Annotated in this window: 17 protein-coding genes; 11 read left to right on the forward strand and 6 right to left on the reverse strand. The window is 66.3% G+C overall.

Going from position 1 to position 15,457, the window contains the following annotated elements; all coding sequences use genetic code 11:
• The first annotated feature begins 40 nt into the window (after nt 1–40).
• The 3 genes from ilvC (at nt 41) to ACTWPB_RS15835 (ending at nt 1,894) form a co-directional block, all read left to right on the forward strand.
• A complete protein-coding gene (ilvC, locus tag ACTWPB_RS15825; RefSeq protein ID WP_446226358.1) occupies nt 41–1,042 on the forward strand; it encodes a ketol-acid reductoisomerase in 1,002 nt (333 codons plus the stop codon).
• A 70-nt stretch (nt 1,043–1,112) separates the two neighbouring features.
• Nucleotides 1,113–1,313 carry a hypothetical protein gene (locus ACTWPB_RS15830; protein ID WP_446221433.1) on the forward strand — a complete coding sequence of 67 codons (201 nt, stop codon included), beginning with the start codon at nt 1,113–1,115 and terminating at the stop codon, nt 1,311–1,313.
• Complete coding sequence (locus ACTWPB_RS15835) at nt 1,310–1,894, forward strand: nucleotidyl transferase AbiEii/AbiGii toxin family protein (protein WP_446221434.1); 585 nt, start codon at nt 1,310–1,312, stop codon at nt 1,892–1,894. Before ACTWPB_RS15830 ends, ACTWPB_RS15835 begins: the two co-directional genes overlap by 4 nt.
• Before the next feature lie 71 nt (nt 1,895–1,965).
• Here ACTWPB_RS15835 and ACTWPB_RS15840 read toward each other — a convergent pair whose 3' ends face one another.
• Nucleotides 1,966–2,532, reverse strand: a complete 567-nt coding sequence (locus tag ACTWPB_RS15840) for a hypothetical protein (RefSeq protein WP_446221435.1) — start codon at nt 2,530–2,532, stop codon at nt 1,966–1,968.
• A 263-nt stretch (nt 2,533–2,795) separates the two neighbouring features.
• On the opposite strand from ACTWPB_RS15840, the gene ACTWPB_RS15845 reads away from it, so the two are divergent.
• The 4 genes from ACTWPB_RS15845 to ACTWPB_RS15860 all read left to right on the forward strand — a co-directional run bounded on the left by ACTWPB_RS15845 (nt 2,796) and on the right by ACTWPB_RS15860 (nt 7,892).
• Complete coding sequence (locus ACTWPB_RS15845) at nt 2,796–3,893, forward strand: DUF4185 domain-containing protein (protein ID WP_446221436.1); 1,098 nt, start codon at nt 2,796–2,798, stop codon at nt 3,891–3,893.
• Nucleotides 3,894–4,024: 131 nt separating this feature from the next.
• Nucleotides 4,025–5,383, forward strand: a complete 1,359-nt coding sequence (locus ACTWPB_RS15850; RefSeq protein WP_446221437.1) for a DUF2252 domain-containing protein — start codon at nt 4,025–4,027, stop codon at nt 5,381–5,383.
• Between the two features lie 126 nt (nt 5,384–5,509).
• Entirely contained in the window at nt 5,510–6,397 is an 888-nt protein-coding gene (locus ACTWPB_RS15855) for an AAA family ATPase (protein ID WP_446221438.1), read from the forward strand.
• 106 nt (nt 6,398–6,503) lie between these two features.
• A complete protein-coding gene (locus ACTWPB_RS15860) occupies nt 6,504–7,892 on the forward strand; it encodes a vWA domain-containing protein (RefSeq protein WP_446221439.1) in 1,389 nt (462 codons plus the stop codon).
• A 35-nt stretch (nt 7,893–7,927) separates the two neighbouring features.
• On the opposite strand, the gene ACTWPB_RS15865 is transcribed toward ACTWPB_RS15860, so the two are convergent.
• Both ACTWPB_RS15865 and ACTWPB_RS15870 read right to left on the reverse strand, forming a co-directional pair.
• Entirely contained in the window at nt 7,928–8,383 is a 456-nt protein-coding gene (locus ACTWPB_RS15865) for a nitroreductase family deazaflavin-dependent oxidoreductase (RefSeq protein ID WP_446221440.1), read from the reverse strand.
• Nucleotides 8,384–8,411: 28 nt separating this feature from the next.
• On the reverse strand, nt 8,412–8,867 hold the full coding sequence (locus ACTWPB_RS15870; protein ID WP_378912507.1) for a carboxymuconolactone decarboxylase family protein: 456 nt from the start codon (nt 8,865–8,867) through the stop codon (nt 8,412–8,414).
• 91 nt (nt 8,868–8,958) lie between these two features.
• Between ACTWPB_RS15870 and ACTWPB_RS15875 the strand changes: the two genes are divergently transcribed.
• Entirely contained in the window at nt 8,959–11,532 is a 2,574-nt protein-coding gene (locus ACTWPB_RS15875) for a tetratricopeptide repeat protein (RefSeq protein WP_446221441.1), read from the forward strand.
• On the opposite strand, the gene ACTWPB_RS15880 is transcribed toward ACTWPB_RS15875, so the two are convergent.
• On the reverse strand, nt 11,492–12,019 hold the full coding sequence (locus ACTWPB_RS15880) for a DinB family protein (protein WP_446221442.1): 528 nt from the start codon (nt 12,017–12,019) through the stop codon (nt 11,492–11,494). The genes ACTWPB_RS15875 and ACTWPB_RS15880 overlap by 41 nt on opposite strands.
• A gap of 92 nt (nt 12,020–12,111) precedes the next feature.
• Between ACTWPB_RS15880 and ACTWPB_RS15885 the strand changes: the two genes are divergently transcribed.
• From ACTWPB_RS15885 to ACTWPB_RS15895, 3 genes are all read left to right on the forward strand, one after another.
• Nucleotides 12,112–13,080 (forward strand): helix-turn-helix transcriptional regulator, encoded by a 969-nt coding sequence (locus ACTWPB_RS15885; RefSeq protein WP_446221443.1) that lies wholly within the window; start codon nt 12,112–12,114, stop codon nt 13,078–13,080.
• A 99-nt stretch (nt 13,081–13,179) separates the two neighbouring features.
• Nucleotides 13,180–13,401 carry a type II toxin-antitoxin system VapB family antitoxin gene (locus ACTWPB_RS15890; protein ID WP_446221444.1) on the forward strand — a complete coding sequence of 74 codons (222 nt, stop codon included), beginning with the start codon at nt 13,180–13,182 and terminating at the stop codon, nt 13,399–13,401.
• The gene (locus tag ACTWPB_RS15895; RefSeq protein ID WP_446221445.1) at nt 13,398–13,811 is read left to right on the forward strand and encodes a PIN domain-containing protein; all 414 of its coding nucleotides are present in this window, start codon (nt 13,398–13,400) and stop codon (nt 13,809–13,811) included. The genes ACTWPB_RS15890 and ACTWPB_RS15895 overlap by 4 nt, the downstream gene beginning before the upstream one ends.
• 33 nt (nt 13,812–13,844) lie before the next feature.
• On the opposite strand, the gene ACTWPB_RS15900 is transcribed toward ACTWPB_RS15895, so the two are convergent.
• Together ACTWPB_RS15900 and ACTWPB_RS15905 are read right to left on the reverse strand one after the other, a co-directional pair.
• Nucleotides 13,845–15,119 carry a hypothetical protein gene (locus tag ACTWPB_RS15900; protein WP_446221446.1) on the reverse strand — a complete coding sequence of 425 codons (1,275 nt, stop codon included), beginning with the start codon at nt 15,117–15,119 and terminating at the stop codon, nt 13,845–13,847.
• The gene (locus ACTWPB_RS15905; RefSeq protein ID WP_446221447.1) at nt 15,116–15,331 is read right to left on the reverse strand and encodes a hypothetical protein; all 216 of its coding nucleotides are present in this window, start codon (nt 15,329–15,331) and stop codon (nt 15,116–15,118) included. Before ACTWPB_RS15905 ends, ACTWPB_RS15900 begins: the two co-directional genes overlap by 4 nt.
• Between the last annotated feature and the right edge of the window lie 126 nt (nt 15,332–15,457).

The following is a 15,457-nucleotide window of genomic DNA, read 5'->3' on the forward strand; positions in this document are numbered from 1 at the left end:
AACCGCATTCGAGAAGGGACCAACCAAAGTGGCAGTCGAGATGTTCTACGACGACGACGCTGACCTGTCGATCATCCAGGGCCGCAAGGTCGCCGTGATCGGTTACGGCAGCCAGGGCCACGCGCACTCGCTGAGCCTGCGCGACTCCGGCGTCGACGTCCGCGTCGGCCTGGCCGAGGGTTCGAAGTCTCGCCCGAAGGCCGAAGAGGCCGGTCTGACCGTCGGCACCCCCGCCGAGGTCTCCGCGTGGGCCGACGTGATCATGGTGCTCGCCCCCGACACCGCGCAGGCGTCGATCTTCACAGGCGACATCGAGCCCAACCTGAAGGACGGCGACGCGCTGTTCTTCGGTCACGGCCTCAACATCCACTTCGGCCTGGTGAAGGCTCCGGCCGGCGTCACCGTCGCCATGGTCGCCCCGAAGGGCCCCGGCCACTTGGTGCGTCGTCAGTTCGTCGACGGCAAGGGCGTTCCGGCCCTGATCGCTGTCGATCAGGACCCGACCGGTGAGGGCCAGGCGCTGGCGCTGTCCTACGCCAAGGGCATCGGCGGCACCCGCGCGGGCGTCATCAAGACCACCTTCAAGGAAGAGACCGAGACCGACCTCTTCGGTGAGCAGGCCGTGCTCTGCGGTGGCACCGAGGAACTGGTCAAGATCGGTTTCGAGGTCATGGTCGAGGCGGGCTACGCCCCCGAGATGGCCTACTTCGAGGTCCTGCACGAGCTCAAGCTGATCGTCGACCTGATGTACGAAGGCGGCATCGCCCGCATGAACTACTCGGTCTCCGACACCGCCGAGTTCGGTGGCTACCTGTCGGGCCCCCGCGTCATCGACGCGGGCACCAAGGAGCGCATGAAGGCGATCCTGACCGACATCCAGGACGGCACCTTCGTCAAGCGCCTCGTCGCCAACGTCGAAGGCGGCAACAAGGAGCTCGAGGGCCTGCGCAAGGCCAATGCCGAGCACCCCATCGAGGTCACCGGCGCCAAGCTCCGCGGCCTGATGAGCTGGGTCGACCGCCCGATCACCGAAACCGCGTAAGTTTCTTATCCCTGAAGGCCCGTTCGCCACGTGCGAGCGGGCCTTTCGGGTTCTGACGTAATCTGTGTGAGTGACGGAAGGAACACCAGCTCAGCGACTCCGGCTCGCCCTGGAGATGTCCGAATTCGGCGTGCAGATGTACCGCACGCGGATGCGTCGGATGTACCCGAATGCATCCTCGGCCGAGATTGCCGACAAGGTTGCGTCCTGGCTCCTGTCCCGATCCGGAACCAGCGAAGCATCCTCCCGCCCATCCGCCCGGTTCGCGTGAACACACTCGAATCAGCGCTGCGGAGCGCAAGGGCTGACATCGACAAGCTGGGTTACCGCTGGGCCCTTGTCGGCGGCTTCGCAGTCTCGGCCCGCTCGATTCCCCGATTCACTCATAACATCGACCTTGCCGTTGCAGTAGCGGACGACGGTGGCGCAGAAGCGTTGGTACGCAGCATGTTCGACGTGGGCTACACCATGTTCGCGTCCGTCGAGCACGACAACGGACGACTCGCCACAATCCGCCTGCGCAGAAACTTCGACGGCGTCCCGGTGCTGGTCGACTTGCTCTTCGCGAGTTCAGGAATCGAGTCTGAGATCGCCGCCGCTGCCGACCAGATCGAGATCGTCCCCGATCTCAGTCTTCCGGTAGCGACAACCGGTCACCTGATCGCCCTCAAACTCCTCTTCCGCGACGACGGCACGCGTCCACAAGATATCGCCGATCTACGCGAGTTGTTGAGCGTTGCGACGGAGGACGACATTGTGGTGGCCCGTTCGGCCGTACGCCTGATTGCGGCCCGCGGCTTCAACCGAGACCGCGACTTGGACTCGAGTCTCGATTCCCTGCTTGCATCCTGACTAGTGGTTCGACGAATACCAGAGCTGAGGCTTGCGTCCGCGCCGTCGACACGTTTCGCGTGAAGCGCCGGCTAGCGGCTGGTCGACGGGCAGGGGCCGAGCCACCACCAGCCCCCCGCCAGTTCCGTTCTCGGGCAGATCGGATCGCCGAATCCGTCGTAGGGGCCCGCGCCGGGGCGGCCGGCGAAATGGGCGTATCCTGTTGCGCCATCAGGGATTCCGGTGTAGTCGGGAAGGAATCGGACCGGGTGGCCGTCGCTGGTGCCGATGGTCGCCACCTTGCAGGTCACCGAGACGAAGCACAGGTGGCCCGGCAGTTGCGTGCCGTAGTAGCCATCACGGTCCGGTAGCTCCATCGCCGCCACTGCAGAGAAGGCGGGGCGGTCGAGCCAGAATCGGGTCCACGGTCCGGCCTCCGGATTCGCCATGAAAAGTACCGGAGTGCCTATTCCGACAACTGCCATCGCCGCGGTGACCGCCACCGGCCACTTCGTCGCATACTGGGCGGCTCGCCACAGTGCGAGCGCGAAGACTACGATCACCATCAGCCCCACCAGTGCGAGCACCGGCAGCGCCAACACCCATAGGTCGGTCAGTATCCGACCGAGCTGCAGACAGACCCCAACAGCCGTGATCATCGCGAAAGCTGCTGTCAGAGGCGGCAGTACGATACGGTGATTCTCCTTGTACACAGACCGCAACCTACCTCGCGGATGTGCGGAGATCGTGTGGAGAACGTGGAGAAATTGCCGACTCCCTGCGCTGCGGCCCTGCGCACGTGAACCAGCCGGGCGACAACTTCCGGGTAGCCTGAAGCGGTGACGGAAGCGACACCAGCCCAACGATTTTGGCTCGAGCCGACCGAGGGGGGTGTGTCATCCGCGTCACGGATCTGAACCCGGTGCCCTCGGCCGACCTCGGTGGCGGCGATCTCGCGATTCCGTTCGAGCTGCCCAACGGCGACGTCGGCTTCATCTGGGGCGACTCGTTCTCCGGGGACGGCCCGTACGGCCCACCGATGGGCGGCATCGGGAACTGGCGTTCGCCCATCATCACTCGCACGTCGCAGCGCGACCCCGCCGAGCCGATCGTCATGGCCACCTCGCCGAGCACCGACGGCCGCCAGCTGTGGGACTACCAGCACGACAACGCCGAATACTCCACCGTCCTGCCGTGCGACGCGATGACCATCGACGGCCGGATCTACCTGTGGGTCATGTACACCCAGGGTCTGGGCAACGAGAAGTGGTGCGAGGTATGGACATCCGACGACAGCGGGATCACCTGGGCGCGCAGCGGTTCGAAGTTCTGGTGCGGCGCCTTCGCCGGCAAGCGGGTCATGATCTCCTGGGCCAAGGACCCGCACAGCGACTGGGTGCACATCATCTCCACCGGCGGCCTGGACAGGAACAAGGACATGCTGCTGTGGCGCGCGAGGGTCGACGGCCTGTCCGATCCACATGCCTGGCAGGGCTGGGGCTGGGACGGCGACAACTGGGCCTGGAACCGTGAGCCGACGCCGATCCTGCCCGGTTGGCGATTCGGCGAGATCTGCCTGCGCTATGTCGAGAACAGGGCCGTGATCTCCGGATTCGACGCGGGGGACTACTCGATCTTCGTCAAGGTCGGCGACCGCATCGACAACACCAACTGGATCACGACCCACACGCACCGGCCGATCACCGGGATGGCGCGCGGTGTCGACACGGTCCCGCGCCTGTACGGCGGCTACATCCACCCCTACAGCAGGCTCGAGGACGGCAAGTTCACCCTCATCGTCTCCGAGTGGGCGCAGAACGGGAATCCCTATCGGGCGACCCAATTCACCTGCACCGGGATCCGCCGGAAGGTGCTGGTCCCGGTACCCGACCCCGAACCGACTCCCGCGCCCCAGCCGACGCCCGAGCCCCGGCCGGCTCCGCCACCGGACCCGCACCGGACCTGGTGGCAGGAACTCGTCCGCCGAGTCGACGAGTGGCGCAGGCGGCCTGGTCCGTAGCGCCACGCCCAAGCTGTCGGCGGTCCTACTCGATGAGCCATTCGTATTTGCCGGTGCGGTCGCGCACGCTGTGTCCGAGTGGTTATCCGCTGGCCCTTGTCGTGACGGTTCGGTAGCGCGAGACTTGCTCGATGACGACGGTTGAGGATTTCGATCGGCAGGCGGCTGAGGTCGGTAGAGCGGCGCGGCAGCGGGTTTCCCGGTCGGCGTTGGGGGAGTGGAAGGCTGAGCCGGGCCGGGCGGACCCGGTGGCGATTCTGCTGGAACAGAACGCGAAACGGGTGCAGAGTCTGGTGCCGATCCGGATGGCGCGGATGGCGGAGTCGCCGTTCGCTTTCCTGCGTGGTGCCGCGGCCGTCATGGCCTATGACCTGGGCTGTAGTCCTGACACCGGGCTCATCGCGCAATTGTGCGGCGACGCGCACCTGGCGAATTTCGGGCTTTTCGGTACGCCGGAACGCCACCTCGTCTTCGACGTCAACGACTTCGACGAGACCCTGCCCGGCCCGTTCGAATGGGACGTCAAACGCCTGGCCGCCAGCGTCGCGGTCGCCGCGCTCGGCAAGGGCTGTTCCGATGAGGACGCGGCGTCGGCGGCCGAGGCGACCGCCCGTGGCTATCGCGAGGGCATCGAGAAGATGGCACAGCAGCACAGCCTCGACATCTGGTACGACCGCGTGGACGCCGACCAGGTCATCGCGCAGATCCCGAAGAAGAAGTTCCGTAAGAAGGCCGAGAAGACGGTCGCCTCGGCGATGAAGCGCACCAGCCTGCAGGCACTGGAAAAGCTCACCGCACCCGATGCCGACGGCATCCCGCGGATCAAGAATCAGCCGCCGCTACTGGTGCCTATCACCTCGCCCGACGAGAAGACGGTGCAGTCCGTGCTCGCCGAATACCGGCGCAGCCTGCCCGACCAGATGCGGGTATTGCTCAATCGCTACACCCTGGTCGATACCGCCGTGAAGGTCGTCGGCGTCGGCAGTGTCGGTACCCGGTGCTTCATCGCGCTGCTGATGGACAAGGAGTCCGGCGCTCCGCTGTTCCTGCAGATGAAGGAGGCCGGCACCTCGGTGCTGGCGCCGTATCAGATGCCGAGCAGATACCAGCAGCAGGGACATCGCGTCGTCGCAGGTCAGCGGTTGATGCAGGCGGCCAGTGACATCTTCCTCGGCTGGGCCACCGGTCCGAAGGGGGTGGACTACTACTGGCGTCAGTTCCGCGACATGAAGGGCTCGGCCGATATCGAGAATATGACCCATCGCCAGCTCTCCAACTACGGCGGCCTGTGCGGTGGCGTACTGGCCCGCGCCCACTGCCGCTCCGGTGACCCGGTCGCCATCGACACCTATCTCGGCGGCAGCGACAAGTTCGACAAGGGATTGCGCGATTTCGCGATGTCGTATTCGGATCAGACCATGGCCGACCACCGACTGCTGCTGGCCGCGATCGAGGACGGTCTGATAGAAGTGGCCGACAACCCGTACTGATCGGCCACGGCCGGGCTCGACCGATACAGCGCGATCCCGATCACGAACAACCCCCTGCGCGATACCGGCATGGACTGGGGCGCCGCGATCGCCGGGCGCGGGTGACACTCGATATACTGGTTACCGATGAGTAACTTCTTTTCCTCGGTGGACCAGGTGACCGACCGGCTGACAGCCGCCGGCTACCTACCGTCCCTCGATATCGCGACCGCGGTCTTCCTCGCCGACCGCCTCGGCAAACCGCTGCTGATCGAGGGTCCCGCCGGTGTCGGCAAGACCGAGCTCGCCAAGGCGGTCGCCGCCGCGGTGCGTGCCGAGCTCATCCGCCTGCAGTGCTACGAGGGCGTCGACGAGGCCCGTGCCCTGTACGAGTGGAACCACGCCAAGCAGCTGCTTCGCATCACCGCCACCTCCGGCGAGGACTGGGACAGCACTCGCGACCACGTCTTCACCGAGGAATTCCTGCTCGCCCGCCCCCTGCTGGCGGCGATCCGCAACCCCGACCCCACGGTCCTGCTCATCGACGAACTCGACAAGGCAGACGTGGAACTCGAGGGTCTGCTGCTGGAAGTCCTCGGCGACTTCCAGGTGAGCATCCCCGAACTCGGCACGGTGACGGCCGTCCGCAAGCCCTTCGTCATCCTCACCTCCAACGCCCACCGCGACCTGTCCGAAGCGCTGAAGCGCCGCTGCCTCTATCTCCATATCGACTATCCGACAGCGGAATTGGAGAAGGCGATCGTCGCGCTCAAAGTGCCAGAGCTGGATGCGGCGCTGGCCGAACCGGTGGTGACCACGGTGAGCGCGTTACGGCAGCTCGCCCTGCGCAAAGCGCCATCGATCGCCGAAACTGTCGACTGGGCAAGAACTTTGGTCGCGTTGGGTACACGGACGCTGACCGGTGGTGTGGTCCGCTCGACACTCGGTGTTCTCCTGAAGTATCAGTCGGACCATCGCGTGGCCATCGACCGGCTCGGGCTCGACGACCAGGCAGACGGCAGCGTGAAGCCGTGAGCCTGAGCCTCAACCGCCTCGCCGATAGTCGCCGCGATGCGATCGCGGCGTGTGTCGATCACCTCTGCGGCCCGGCGCCGGTGGCGTCATCGATCGGTCGTTGGCGATGACACCTAGCGCGCCAACGGATTCCCGCTTTGCCCCGACGAGTGCTCGGCTCGTCGATTTCGTCACCCTGCTGCGCGAGCACAATATTCACGCGGGCCCCAGCGAAACCATTGACGCGGCAGCCGCGGTCGTGGCCCTCGGCACCACTGATCTCCGCATCCTCCGCTCCGGCCTGGCCGCCTGCCTGCTCCGCCGCAACGGCCAACGCAAAGTCTTCGACCAACTCTTCGACCTGTACTTTCTCGGTGTCTCGCTGCCACCCGCACGCCCGAGCGAGAACGCCGAGGATCTGCGCGAGCGCCTGATCGCCACCCTCGTCCAGGGCGAAGACACCGCCGAACTGGCCCGCGAAGCACTCAACACCTTCGGCGCCTACGGCGGTGCGGGCGAGAGCGCGGGCCGGGTCACCCAGGCCTCCGGCGCGGGCTGGTCGTCCTACTTGACCATGAAATCGCTACGCCCGGAAGAGATCTCCGAGCAGCTCGCCCAAACCATGGGTGGCACAGGACAGTTCGACACGGCAGTGCGCACCATCGAGGCACGCCGCCGCGTCGACCAGTTCCGCACCGACGTGCACACCGAGGCGCGCCTGCGCTCGGCCGAACTGCGCGGCACCGACTACATCGCCCGCCGCGGTGTCGAGAACTCCGCGGACCGAACGGATTTCCTCGGCGCCCGCGAACAGGACCTCGCCGAGATGCGCCGCCTCGTGCACCCGTTGGCCCGCAAGCTCGCCACCCGACTGGCGGTGCGCCGCAAGAAGGCAGTACGCGGCCAGATCGATCTGCGCCGCACCCTGCGTCGTTCCATGGCCACCGGCGGTGTCCCCGTCGATCCGGTACTGCGGGCCCGCAAGCGCGGCCGCCCCGATCTCGTTGTGCTGGCGGATGTTTCGGGCTCGGTCAGTGGTTTCGCCGAATTCACGCTGCAATTGGTGCAGGCCCTGCAGGATCAGTTCAGCAAGGTCCGCAGCTTCGGATTCGTCGACACCTGCGCCGAGATCACCCAGTACTTCACCCCCGGCGAGCCCCCACCACCGGGTTTCGCGCAGAACATCGTCCGCGAAGGTGGCGTCGCCCGGTTCGGATCCAGCAATTACGGCGAGGTGCTCCAGGGTTTCGTCGACCACTACCTCGACGCCGTCGGCCCCCGCACCTGCGTCCTGATCCTCGGCGACGCCCGCACCAACCGCACCGACCCGAATCTCGCTGCCCTGCAGGCGATCACCGAGCGAGCGAAGGCGGTCTACTGGCTCAACCCGGAACCGTCGCGATCCTGGTCGACCGGTGACTCGGCCGCCGAGGACTACACCGACATCGTCACCATGCACGAATGCCGCAATGTCGCCCAGCTCGCCGAGGTGATCGGCCGCCTGCTGCCTGCCTGAGCCGGCGAGCCACCCGGGCGGCTCGCCGTCGGCACTCATCGCGGGCTGAGCCGCACCACCGCGTACTCGTGGTTGCTCTTGGCCTGGTACTTGCCGTAGCGAGGCTGCGCGGTGGTGATCGCGTCCCATGCCCTGGCGCGCTCCTCGCCGGTGAGCACTCGCGGGGCCACGGCGCGGGGTTGCTCGCCGGGCAGTTCGACTGTCGCCTGCTCCGGGTGTCCCATCAGGTTGAGGTGCCAGTCCGGGTGCCCGTTCTTGCCACCCGATGCCACCAGCAGCCAGCCGTTGTCGTCATCGTCGGAGAACCAGGAGATCGGTGTCTGCCGTGGCGCACCGCTGCGGCGGCCGACCGTGTGCAGGATCAGCACATCCATCCCCATGAAAGTGCCTTTGCCGCTACGGACCTTGCGGTTCATCCGGGCATTCATCTTGTGCTGCATCCACCGCGAGAAGCCGCTGTGGCTCTTGCTTGCCTGCTGATCTGTGGACATCGGGGTGTTCCTTTCAGTGAGTGGAGCCTCAGCCCCAGGCGCCGGCGATCTGACGGGTGGTGGCATTGAGCCGGTTGAACATGTTGGTGACGCCGATCATCAGCACGATCGAGGCGAGCTGCTTCTCGTCGAAGTAGCTGGCGGCACTGTCCCAGATCTCGTCGGTGACCGCGTCGGGACGGTCGGCCATCCGGGTGGCGGCCTCGGCGAGTTCGAGGGCGGCGCGCTCCTCCTCGGAGAAGAACGGGGTCTCACGCCAGGCGACCACCGTGGCGAGGCGGTCTTCGCTGACGCCTGCTTTGCGTGCGGTGGTGGTGCCACCGTGCACGCAGGCGGCGCAGCCGTTGATCTGGCTCACCCGCAGGTGCACCAGCTCCAGGATCTCGCTGTCCACGCCACCGGTCTCGACTGCTTTGAGCACCTGCTGGATCGGGCCCATCGCGTCGGTGAGGACCATGGCCGGGTTCTTCATCCGAGACTGCATGTCGTTCTCCTTGTTCGTTGCTTCTCCGCTGCTTGCGGTGTGTCTCAATAACAGCCCGTCCGGCGCCGGAACTCCATGGCTGTGGGACACTGTGGGACAGCTGAAAACGGCCCTGACCACCGGCTTGTCGGTCGGAATATTTCTGGTTCCGGCCGGGACAACGGAGTGGAAAACGGTGGTTGTGCAACAGCAGACGGCACGGGCGTACCCGCAGGACGAGCTCGCCGCGCGGCTGCGCCTGATCCAGGACCTGTCCGGCCGTGGCGTGCGCGCGCTGGCCCGCGACACCGGCCTGAGCTCGTCCTCGCTCTCGCGCTACCTCAGCGGCCAGACGGTCCCGCCGTGGCCGGCCGTCCTCGAGCTGTGCCGCCTGGTCAAACGCGATCCGCGCCCGCTGCGCCCCCTCTGGGAGCGCGCCAACAACCCCCTGCCCGCCCCGCCGAAAACCAGCCGTCAGCCCGCCCCGCCGAGCCCACCGGCCGATGCCCCACCGCCGCCACGCAACGACCTGCCCCGCGATGTGCCCGACTTCACCGGCCGCGAACAGGCATTGTCCGACGTGCTCGCCGCCGTCCGTTCCGATCGCGTGGTCGCCATCGACGGCATGGCAGGTGTCGGGAAAACCTCCCTCGCCGTGCACGCCGCGCATCAGCTCACCGCCGAATACCCTGACGCCCAGCTATATCTGGACCTCCACGGCTTCACCGACGGACGTCAGCCGCTCGACCCCGATGCCGCCCTTCGCGCGCTGCTGGCCGCGTTGCAGGTCCCCTCGGAGAAGGTGCCGCAGGACGGGGAAGTCGAACTGCGGGCGGCGTGTTGGCGCTCGGAGCTCGCCCGGTTACGCGCTGTTGTCGTGCTGGACAATGTCGCCGATGCCGCGCAGGTCAGCCAGCTGTTGCCGGGCGCGGGCGAGTCGGTCGCCATCATTACCAGCCGTAACCGGTTGCTCGAACTCGATGAGGTCCCGCCGGTGACCCTCGACGTCCTCACGCCCGAGGAGAGCGCCGAACTGCTGGTGCGGGCCAGCGGCGACGCGCGCGCCGGCCGGCTCGCCAAGGAACCCGAGCAGACCGCCGAAGTGCTCCGTCTGTGCGGCAACCTGCCCCTGGCGTTGCGCCTCGCGGCGGCTCGACTGCGGCATCGCCCGGGCTGGTCGGTCGGCATCCTGGTCGAGCGAATGGCCGAGGGGACAAGCGAATTCGATACCGCCTTCGGCATGTCGGTTCGTCAGCTCAACCGCGATCAGCGCCGCCTGTTCCGCCTGCTCGGCCTGATTCCCGGCTCCACCTTCACTGATTATGTCGCCGCCGCCGTGGCCGACGTCTCGCTGCGCAGCGCCCGCACCATGCTCGAAGACCTCCTCGACGCGCACCTTGTCCAGCAACCCGCCGACGGCCGCTACCGCCTCCACGACCTGGTCCGCCAGCACGCTCGCTCCGCCATCTTCGAACACGACACCCCCGCCGACCGCGAACGCGCCCTGCACCGCATCCTCGACTACTACGTCCACACCGCGGCTGCCGCCGACACCGCCATGCCGTTCCTGTCGCCGACCCGTCCCGTCTCCGCCGGCTCAGCGCCCGCCGAACTGCCGCACTTCCCGGGTCGCGACGCCGCGTTCTTCTGGTTCGTCTCCGAATACACCAACCTGATGGCCGTGTTCTACGCCGCCGTCGAAGCAGGCGCCGACACCCACGTCTGCGAACTGCCGCGCTTCATGCGCACCTTCTTCGCTCGCCGTTGCGGCACCACACATCTCAACGCACTCTTCGAGCAATCCCTCACCGCCGCACAGAATCTCGGTGACCCACGCCAGCTCGCCGAAGCCCACAGCGACCTCGGCTTCGCCCGCTATAACGCGGGCCGCATGACCGAAGCGGCCGCCGCCTACGCCGCCGCCGCACCCCTGGTCGCCGCAGCGGGCGACCCGCTACCCCGAGCCGAACTGACAATGCGCTGCGCCCAATTGCGCTGGGACGAAGGAAGTATCGAAGAACCGCTGGAACTGTTCCGCCAAGCCCGCGACCTCTACACCGCCGGCGGTTGCCCGACCAGTGCCGCCGACGCCATCGCGGGCGAAGCCTGGGCCATGCTCCAGCTCGGTCACCGCGAGCAAGCCGCCCAACTGGCCCGCGAAGCCCTCGCCATCCCCACCGGCGCCCCGTCGCTGCAGGCCCAGATCACCCTCGGTGTGGCGATCGCGGCCGACGAGCCCGAAGCAGCCATCGACCACCTGAACCGCGCCCTCACCCTCGCCGGCGCGGACGGCCACAAACACAACGAAGCCTGGTGCCTGAACTGCCGGGGTGTCGCCTTGCGCGACATGGGTCGCTTCGAAGAAGCCCTCGCCAGCCACCGAGAAGCCTTCGCCCTCTTGGACGCCGTCTTCGAAGACCACTGGAAGATCCACTTCCTCAACAGCTACGCCGAAACCTGCCGTCTCGCAGGCCTACCCGACGAGGCCATCGACCTCTACCGCCAAACCCTCACCCTCGCACCGAGACTGGGCCACCGGTTCGAAGAGGCAACAGCCCACCAGGGCATCGCCGAGGTCCTCGACGCCACGGACCCGGCTGCCGCCACCGAACACCGCGCGGCAGCCGAGTCGCTGTTCGCCGAGATCACCCCATCGACTTCGCTCCATCCAGCGATTCCCGAATGATGTCGGCGTGCCCGGAGTGCTGGGCGGTCTCGGTCATGATGTGTATCAGCGTGCGGCGCGCGGTCCAGCGTCCGCCCGGCTCGAACCACGGCGCCTCCGGCAGGGGCTGACTGGCGTTCAGATCGGGGAGGGTGCGCACGAGTTCGTCGGTCCGTGCGGCCACCTGCTCGTATTCGGCCAGCACGCCCGCGAGTGTCTCGCCGGGCAGCATCCGGAAGATTTCGCCCCACTGCGCGATCTGTTCCTCGGTCATCGAGGAGAAATCGGGGGCTTGTGCGGGCCCGTCGACGATGAAACCCGCCCAAGTCGCCTCCACCGCGGCCACATGCTTGATCAGCCCGCCCAAACACAGCTCACTGGCGGTCGTGCGCAGACCCGCCTGCTCATCGGTGAGGTCGCGGACGGTGAAGCGCAGGAAGTGCCGGTGCTTGGCGAGCATCTCGAGGATGTCGGTGCGCTCGGTGTCGATCTCGGTGCCGGCGGTCATGTACTGATCCCTTCGCTTGTTTGGTGTGTGCAAAACCCAAGGTAGGACACATTGCGGTCAGTTTCTGTCCGCAATTGCGAGATAATCGGAATATGGCCGATACGAGCGCACGCACCCTCCGACTGCTGTCGCTGTTGCAGACCCACCGCTATTGGCCCGGCACGGAACTCGCTGAGCGCCTGAGCGTTTCGGCCCGCACCCTGCGCCGCGACATCGACCGGCTGCGCGAACTCGGCTACCCCGTCGACGCCAGGCCCGGCGTCGACGGCGGCTACCAGCTGGCCGCGGGCGCCGCCCTGCCACCCCTGGTCCTCGACGACGACGAAGCCGTAGCCATCACCGTCTGCCTGCAAGCCGGTTCCCAGGGCGCGGGCGATGGCCTGGCCGAGCCGTCCATCCGCGCACTCGGCAAACTGGTCACCGTCCTGCCCACCCGCCTGCGCCGCCGCGTCGACGCCCTCCGCGCCATGACCGAATCCACCGCCTGGACCGCCGTCCCCGTCTCCGACGTGGACCCCGCCGTCCTCACCGACCTAGCCCTCACCTGCCGCCGCGAAGAACGCCTCACCTTCACCTACACCGCCGCCGACGACCGAACCAGCATCCGGGAAGTAGAACCCCACCGCCTCGTCTCCCAGGGCCGCCGCTGGTACCTCGTGGCCTACGACCTCACCCGCCACGACTGGCGCACCTTCCGCGTAGACCGCCTCACCGCCTCCACAACCACCGGCACCCGCTTCCGCCCCCGCACCCTCCCAGCCCCCGACGCAGCCACCTTCGTCCGAAACGCCATCGGCGCCCGCCGATCCGGCTACACCGTGACCGCCGAAATAGCGGCCCCCGCCACCGACGTCCACGCCCGAATAGGCCGCTGGTGCACCATCACCGCCCTCCCCGACAACCGCACCCACATAGAAATGACCGTCGACAATCTCGACTGGCCGATCCTGTTGCTGGGCAGGGTAGAAGCAGACTTCCGAGTCATCGGCCCCCCGGAGCTGATCGCGCAGCTGCGAGAGTGGGGGAGCCGCTTCATGCGCACAACCGCCCTGCGTGGGTAGTCGATCCCGCGACCGGCTGTAACGAGCGAGTGCGAGTTCGATGATGCCCAATGTTGGTGGTGTATGATCGCACCAACATTATCAACATGGAGGTGTGGGATGACCGTAACCCAGATCGACCTGGATGACGACGCTCTCGAGCGAGTGCTGGCGACCTCACACGCCAAGACCAAGAAGGAAGCGGTCAACCTCGCACTCCGGTTCTACGCGGACAAGCAAGAGCGTGCTGCACGAATCGCGAAGCACTTCGCGCGGGCAGCGAAGTGGGGTGCAGTGGAGGATGCGGAGCGCCGGCACCAAGCCGAGAAGAATGCTCTGTGATCTACCTGTTGGATACGTCGGCACTCGTTCGGCTGATCGCCGATCCGGCGCTGCGAGAAGCCTGGTACGACACGATCGAGGCAGGCGCCATCGCCTCATGCTATCCGCAACGTGCCGAGTTCCTTTACAGCGCACGTAATTCCGCGGAGTATGACGAGATCGCGGACATGTTCCGTGACCTGTACCCGGATCGTGGGGTGCCCAGAACGGCAGGCCGCTGGATCGACTCGGTACAACGACAGCTGGCAGAACAGGGCGAGCATCGCAGCGCCTCAGCGGTCGACCTGATGATCGCGGCGACTGCCGCGCACCACGGACTTGTCCTCCTCCACCATGACGCAGACTTCCGAACTGTCGCGAAGCACGCTTCTGATCTATCTGAGCACGATGTCACCGATCTTCCCGACTGACCCACTGTGTCGCACTCGCGCGCGGATGGCGCGTCACCCGTTGCGGTAGCGCCCCTTCTGCCTCCGTTGATAGAACAGCAGATCCACCTCCACCGGCTCGACCAACGCCGTGATCTCGGCCAATCTGGTGTCGTACCGAAGCTCGGTGATGCACCGATGCAGATAAGCCCGCCGCTCCGGCCCCAACTGCGCCCAGATCGCCCCGAATCGAGTCTGCCCCCGCTCCCCGGAAACCGCGACAAGATCGAGTAGCGCAGGCCAGCAACCAGTTTCGGTCGCCAGCGCGGGCAACTCCGCCACAGTCGACTCCGAGAGCAACGCGAGCGCGTACCCCACCGCACTCCTGACATCGTCGTCCATCCGCGACATCAAGGTGAACAGCCCACGCCAACTCTCCGCATCTTCACGCCCATCCATCGGCGCGACCAGATCGACCCCAACATCCGGATCACTGAACACCGGATCGCCGACCAACGTCCACAGCCCCAAGGGCGTGAGATATCCAGCCAGCGTGAGGAATTCGGGCACCGCGCCGAGCGTGAGCGCGTTGCGCATCAACCGCGCGACATCACCGGGCTGCGCACTCCCGAACAAAATGTCACCCACCCGCCGAATCACATCGGGCGCGCACCGCGAAAACACCGACAGCGCAGCGTGTTGCAGGTCAGCAGAACCCGTCAACACCGTCTGTGTCATCCGCGGAACCCGCCGATGCGGCCCATCGAGCAGCTGGCGAACAACCGCGCTGAGCACTTCGACGTCATAGGAAAACGCCGCCGAGAAGATCAGCCCCGCGTCATCGCGCACCCCCGCCTCGACCGCCGCAATCACTTCCGTTGTGGCACAAGCCAAGAACGGACCAGCCGTCACATAATCGCGCCGCCGCAGCAACTCGTTGACGATCTCGACAATCGGCTCCGGCGCCATCTGATCGGCCAACTGCTCGATGGCCCGCGGATCCAGGTACGGCGCACAATCCGCCGCATACCCCGCGTCGAGCATCGTCAGCGTCTCGACCGCCTTACCCGGATGATCCAACCCCACCGACCCCGCCGCCCGCCCCGTCATCATCGGCGGAACCAGCTTCTGCACCAACGGAATCGAGATCGACAACGGAATGAACGGCACCAACGCACTGATCCGCCGAAACATCTCCGTGTGCTGATCGAACAACACCCCCGAAATCTGCTGATTCAGCGCATGCAACCGATCGGCCCCCAAATACCGCAGGTGATCCAACCGCTGCGGATGAACATGCAACGTGCGAGCCAACAGAATCAACTGCGCCCGAGTAGTCAGGTCGGTCATCTGCCGCCGAACATGATCTTCTTCGTCACCCGGCGCAACGGCCGAGGCAACGCAGAGACCATCGAATCGACGGACTTGCCCAACGCGGCCGCCTCGAACGTACTCGCGGCCCTCATCAACTCGAACAGATCCCGAGCCTCATCGGCCGGCAACTGCACCAACGCAGGCAATGTCTCCGGCAAGCCACCTTCACGGTCACTTCTGACAGTCATGCGGCTCCTGGGTAACGCGATCCTCTCCTCCGAGGGTCCCCCGTTCCCCGCTCCCGTGCCACGATTTCGCCGAATCACTGTGCACGGCAACGAAAACCGCAGCACATGTACATGTGAACATAGGTA

This window comes from Nocardia sp. IBHARD005, from assembly GCF_052814245.1.

Excerpts from the sequence above, each read along its gene's own strand:
- ACTWPB_RS15840 (WP_446221435.1), bottom strand. The coding sequence starts at position 2,532 with ATGATCACGGCTGTTGGGGTCTGTCTGCAGCTCGGTCGGATACTGACC.
- ACTWPB_RS15865 (WP_446221440.1), bottom strand. The coding sequence starts at position 8,383 with ATGTCCACAGATCAGCAGGCAAGCAAGAGCCACAGCGGCTTCTCGCGG.
- ACTWPB_RS15880 (WP_446221442.1), bottom strand. The coding sequence starts at position 12,019 with ATGACCGCCGGCACCGAGATCGACACCGAGCGCACCGACATCCTCGAG.
- ACTWPB_RS15885 (WP_446221443.1), top strand. The coding sequence starts at position 12,112 with ATGGCCGATACGAGCGCACGCACCCTCCGACTGCTGTCGCTGTTGCAG.
- ACTWPB_RS15890 (WP_446221444.1), top strand. The coding sequence starts at position 13,180 with ATGACCGTAACCCAGATCGACCTGGATGACGACGCTCTCGAGCGAGTG.
- ACTWPB_RS15905 (WP_446221447.1), bottom strand. The coding sequence starts at position 15,331 with ATGACTGTCAGAAGTGACCGTGAAGGTGGCTTGCCGGAGACATTGCCT.
- ACTWPB_RS15860 (WP_446221439.1), top strand. The coding sequence starts at position 6,504 with ATGACACCTAGCGCGCCAACGGATTCCCGCTTTGCCCCGACGAGTGCT.
- ACTWPB_RS15855 (WP_446221438.1), top strand. The coding sequence starts at position 5,510 with ATGAGTAACTTCTTTTCCTCGGTGGACCAGGTGACCGACCGGCTGACA.
- ACTWPB_RS15850 (WP_446221437.1), top strand. The coding sequence starts at position 4,025 with ATGACGACGGTTGAGGATTTCGATCGGCAGGCGGCTGAGGTCGGTAGA.
- ACTWPB_RS15870 (WP_378912507.1), bottom strand. The coding sequence starts at position 8,867 with ATGCAGTCTCGGATGAAGAACCCGGCCATGGTCCTCACCGACGCGATG.
- ACTWPB_RS15900 (WP_446221446.1), bottom strand. The coding sequence starts at position 15,119 with ATGACCGACCTGACTACTCGGGCGCAGTTGATTCTGTTGGCTCGCACG.
- ilvC (WP_446226358.1), top strand. The coding sequence starts at position 41 with ATGTTCTACGACGACGACGCTGACCTGTCGATCATCCAGGGCCGCAAG.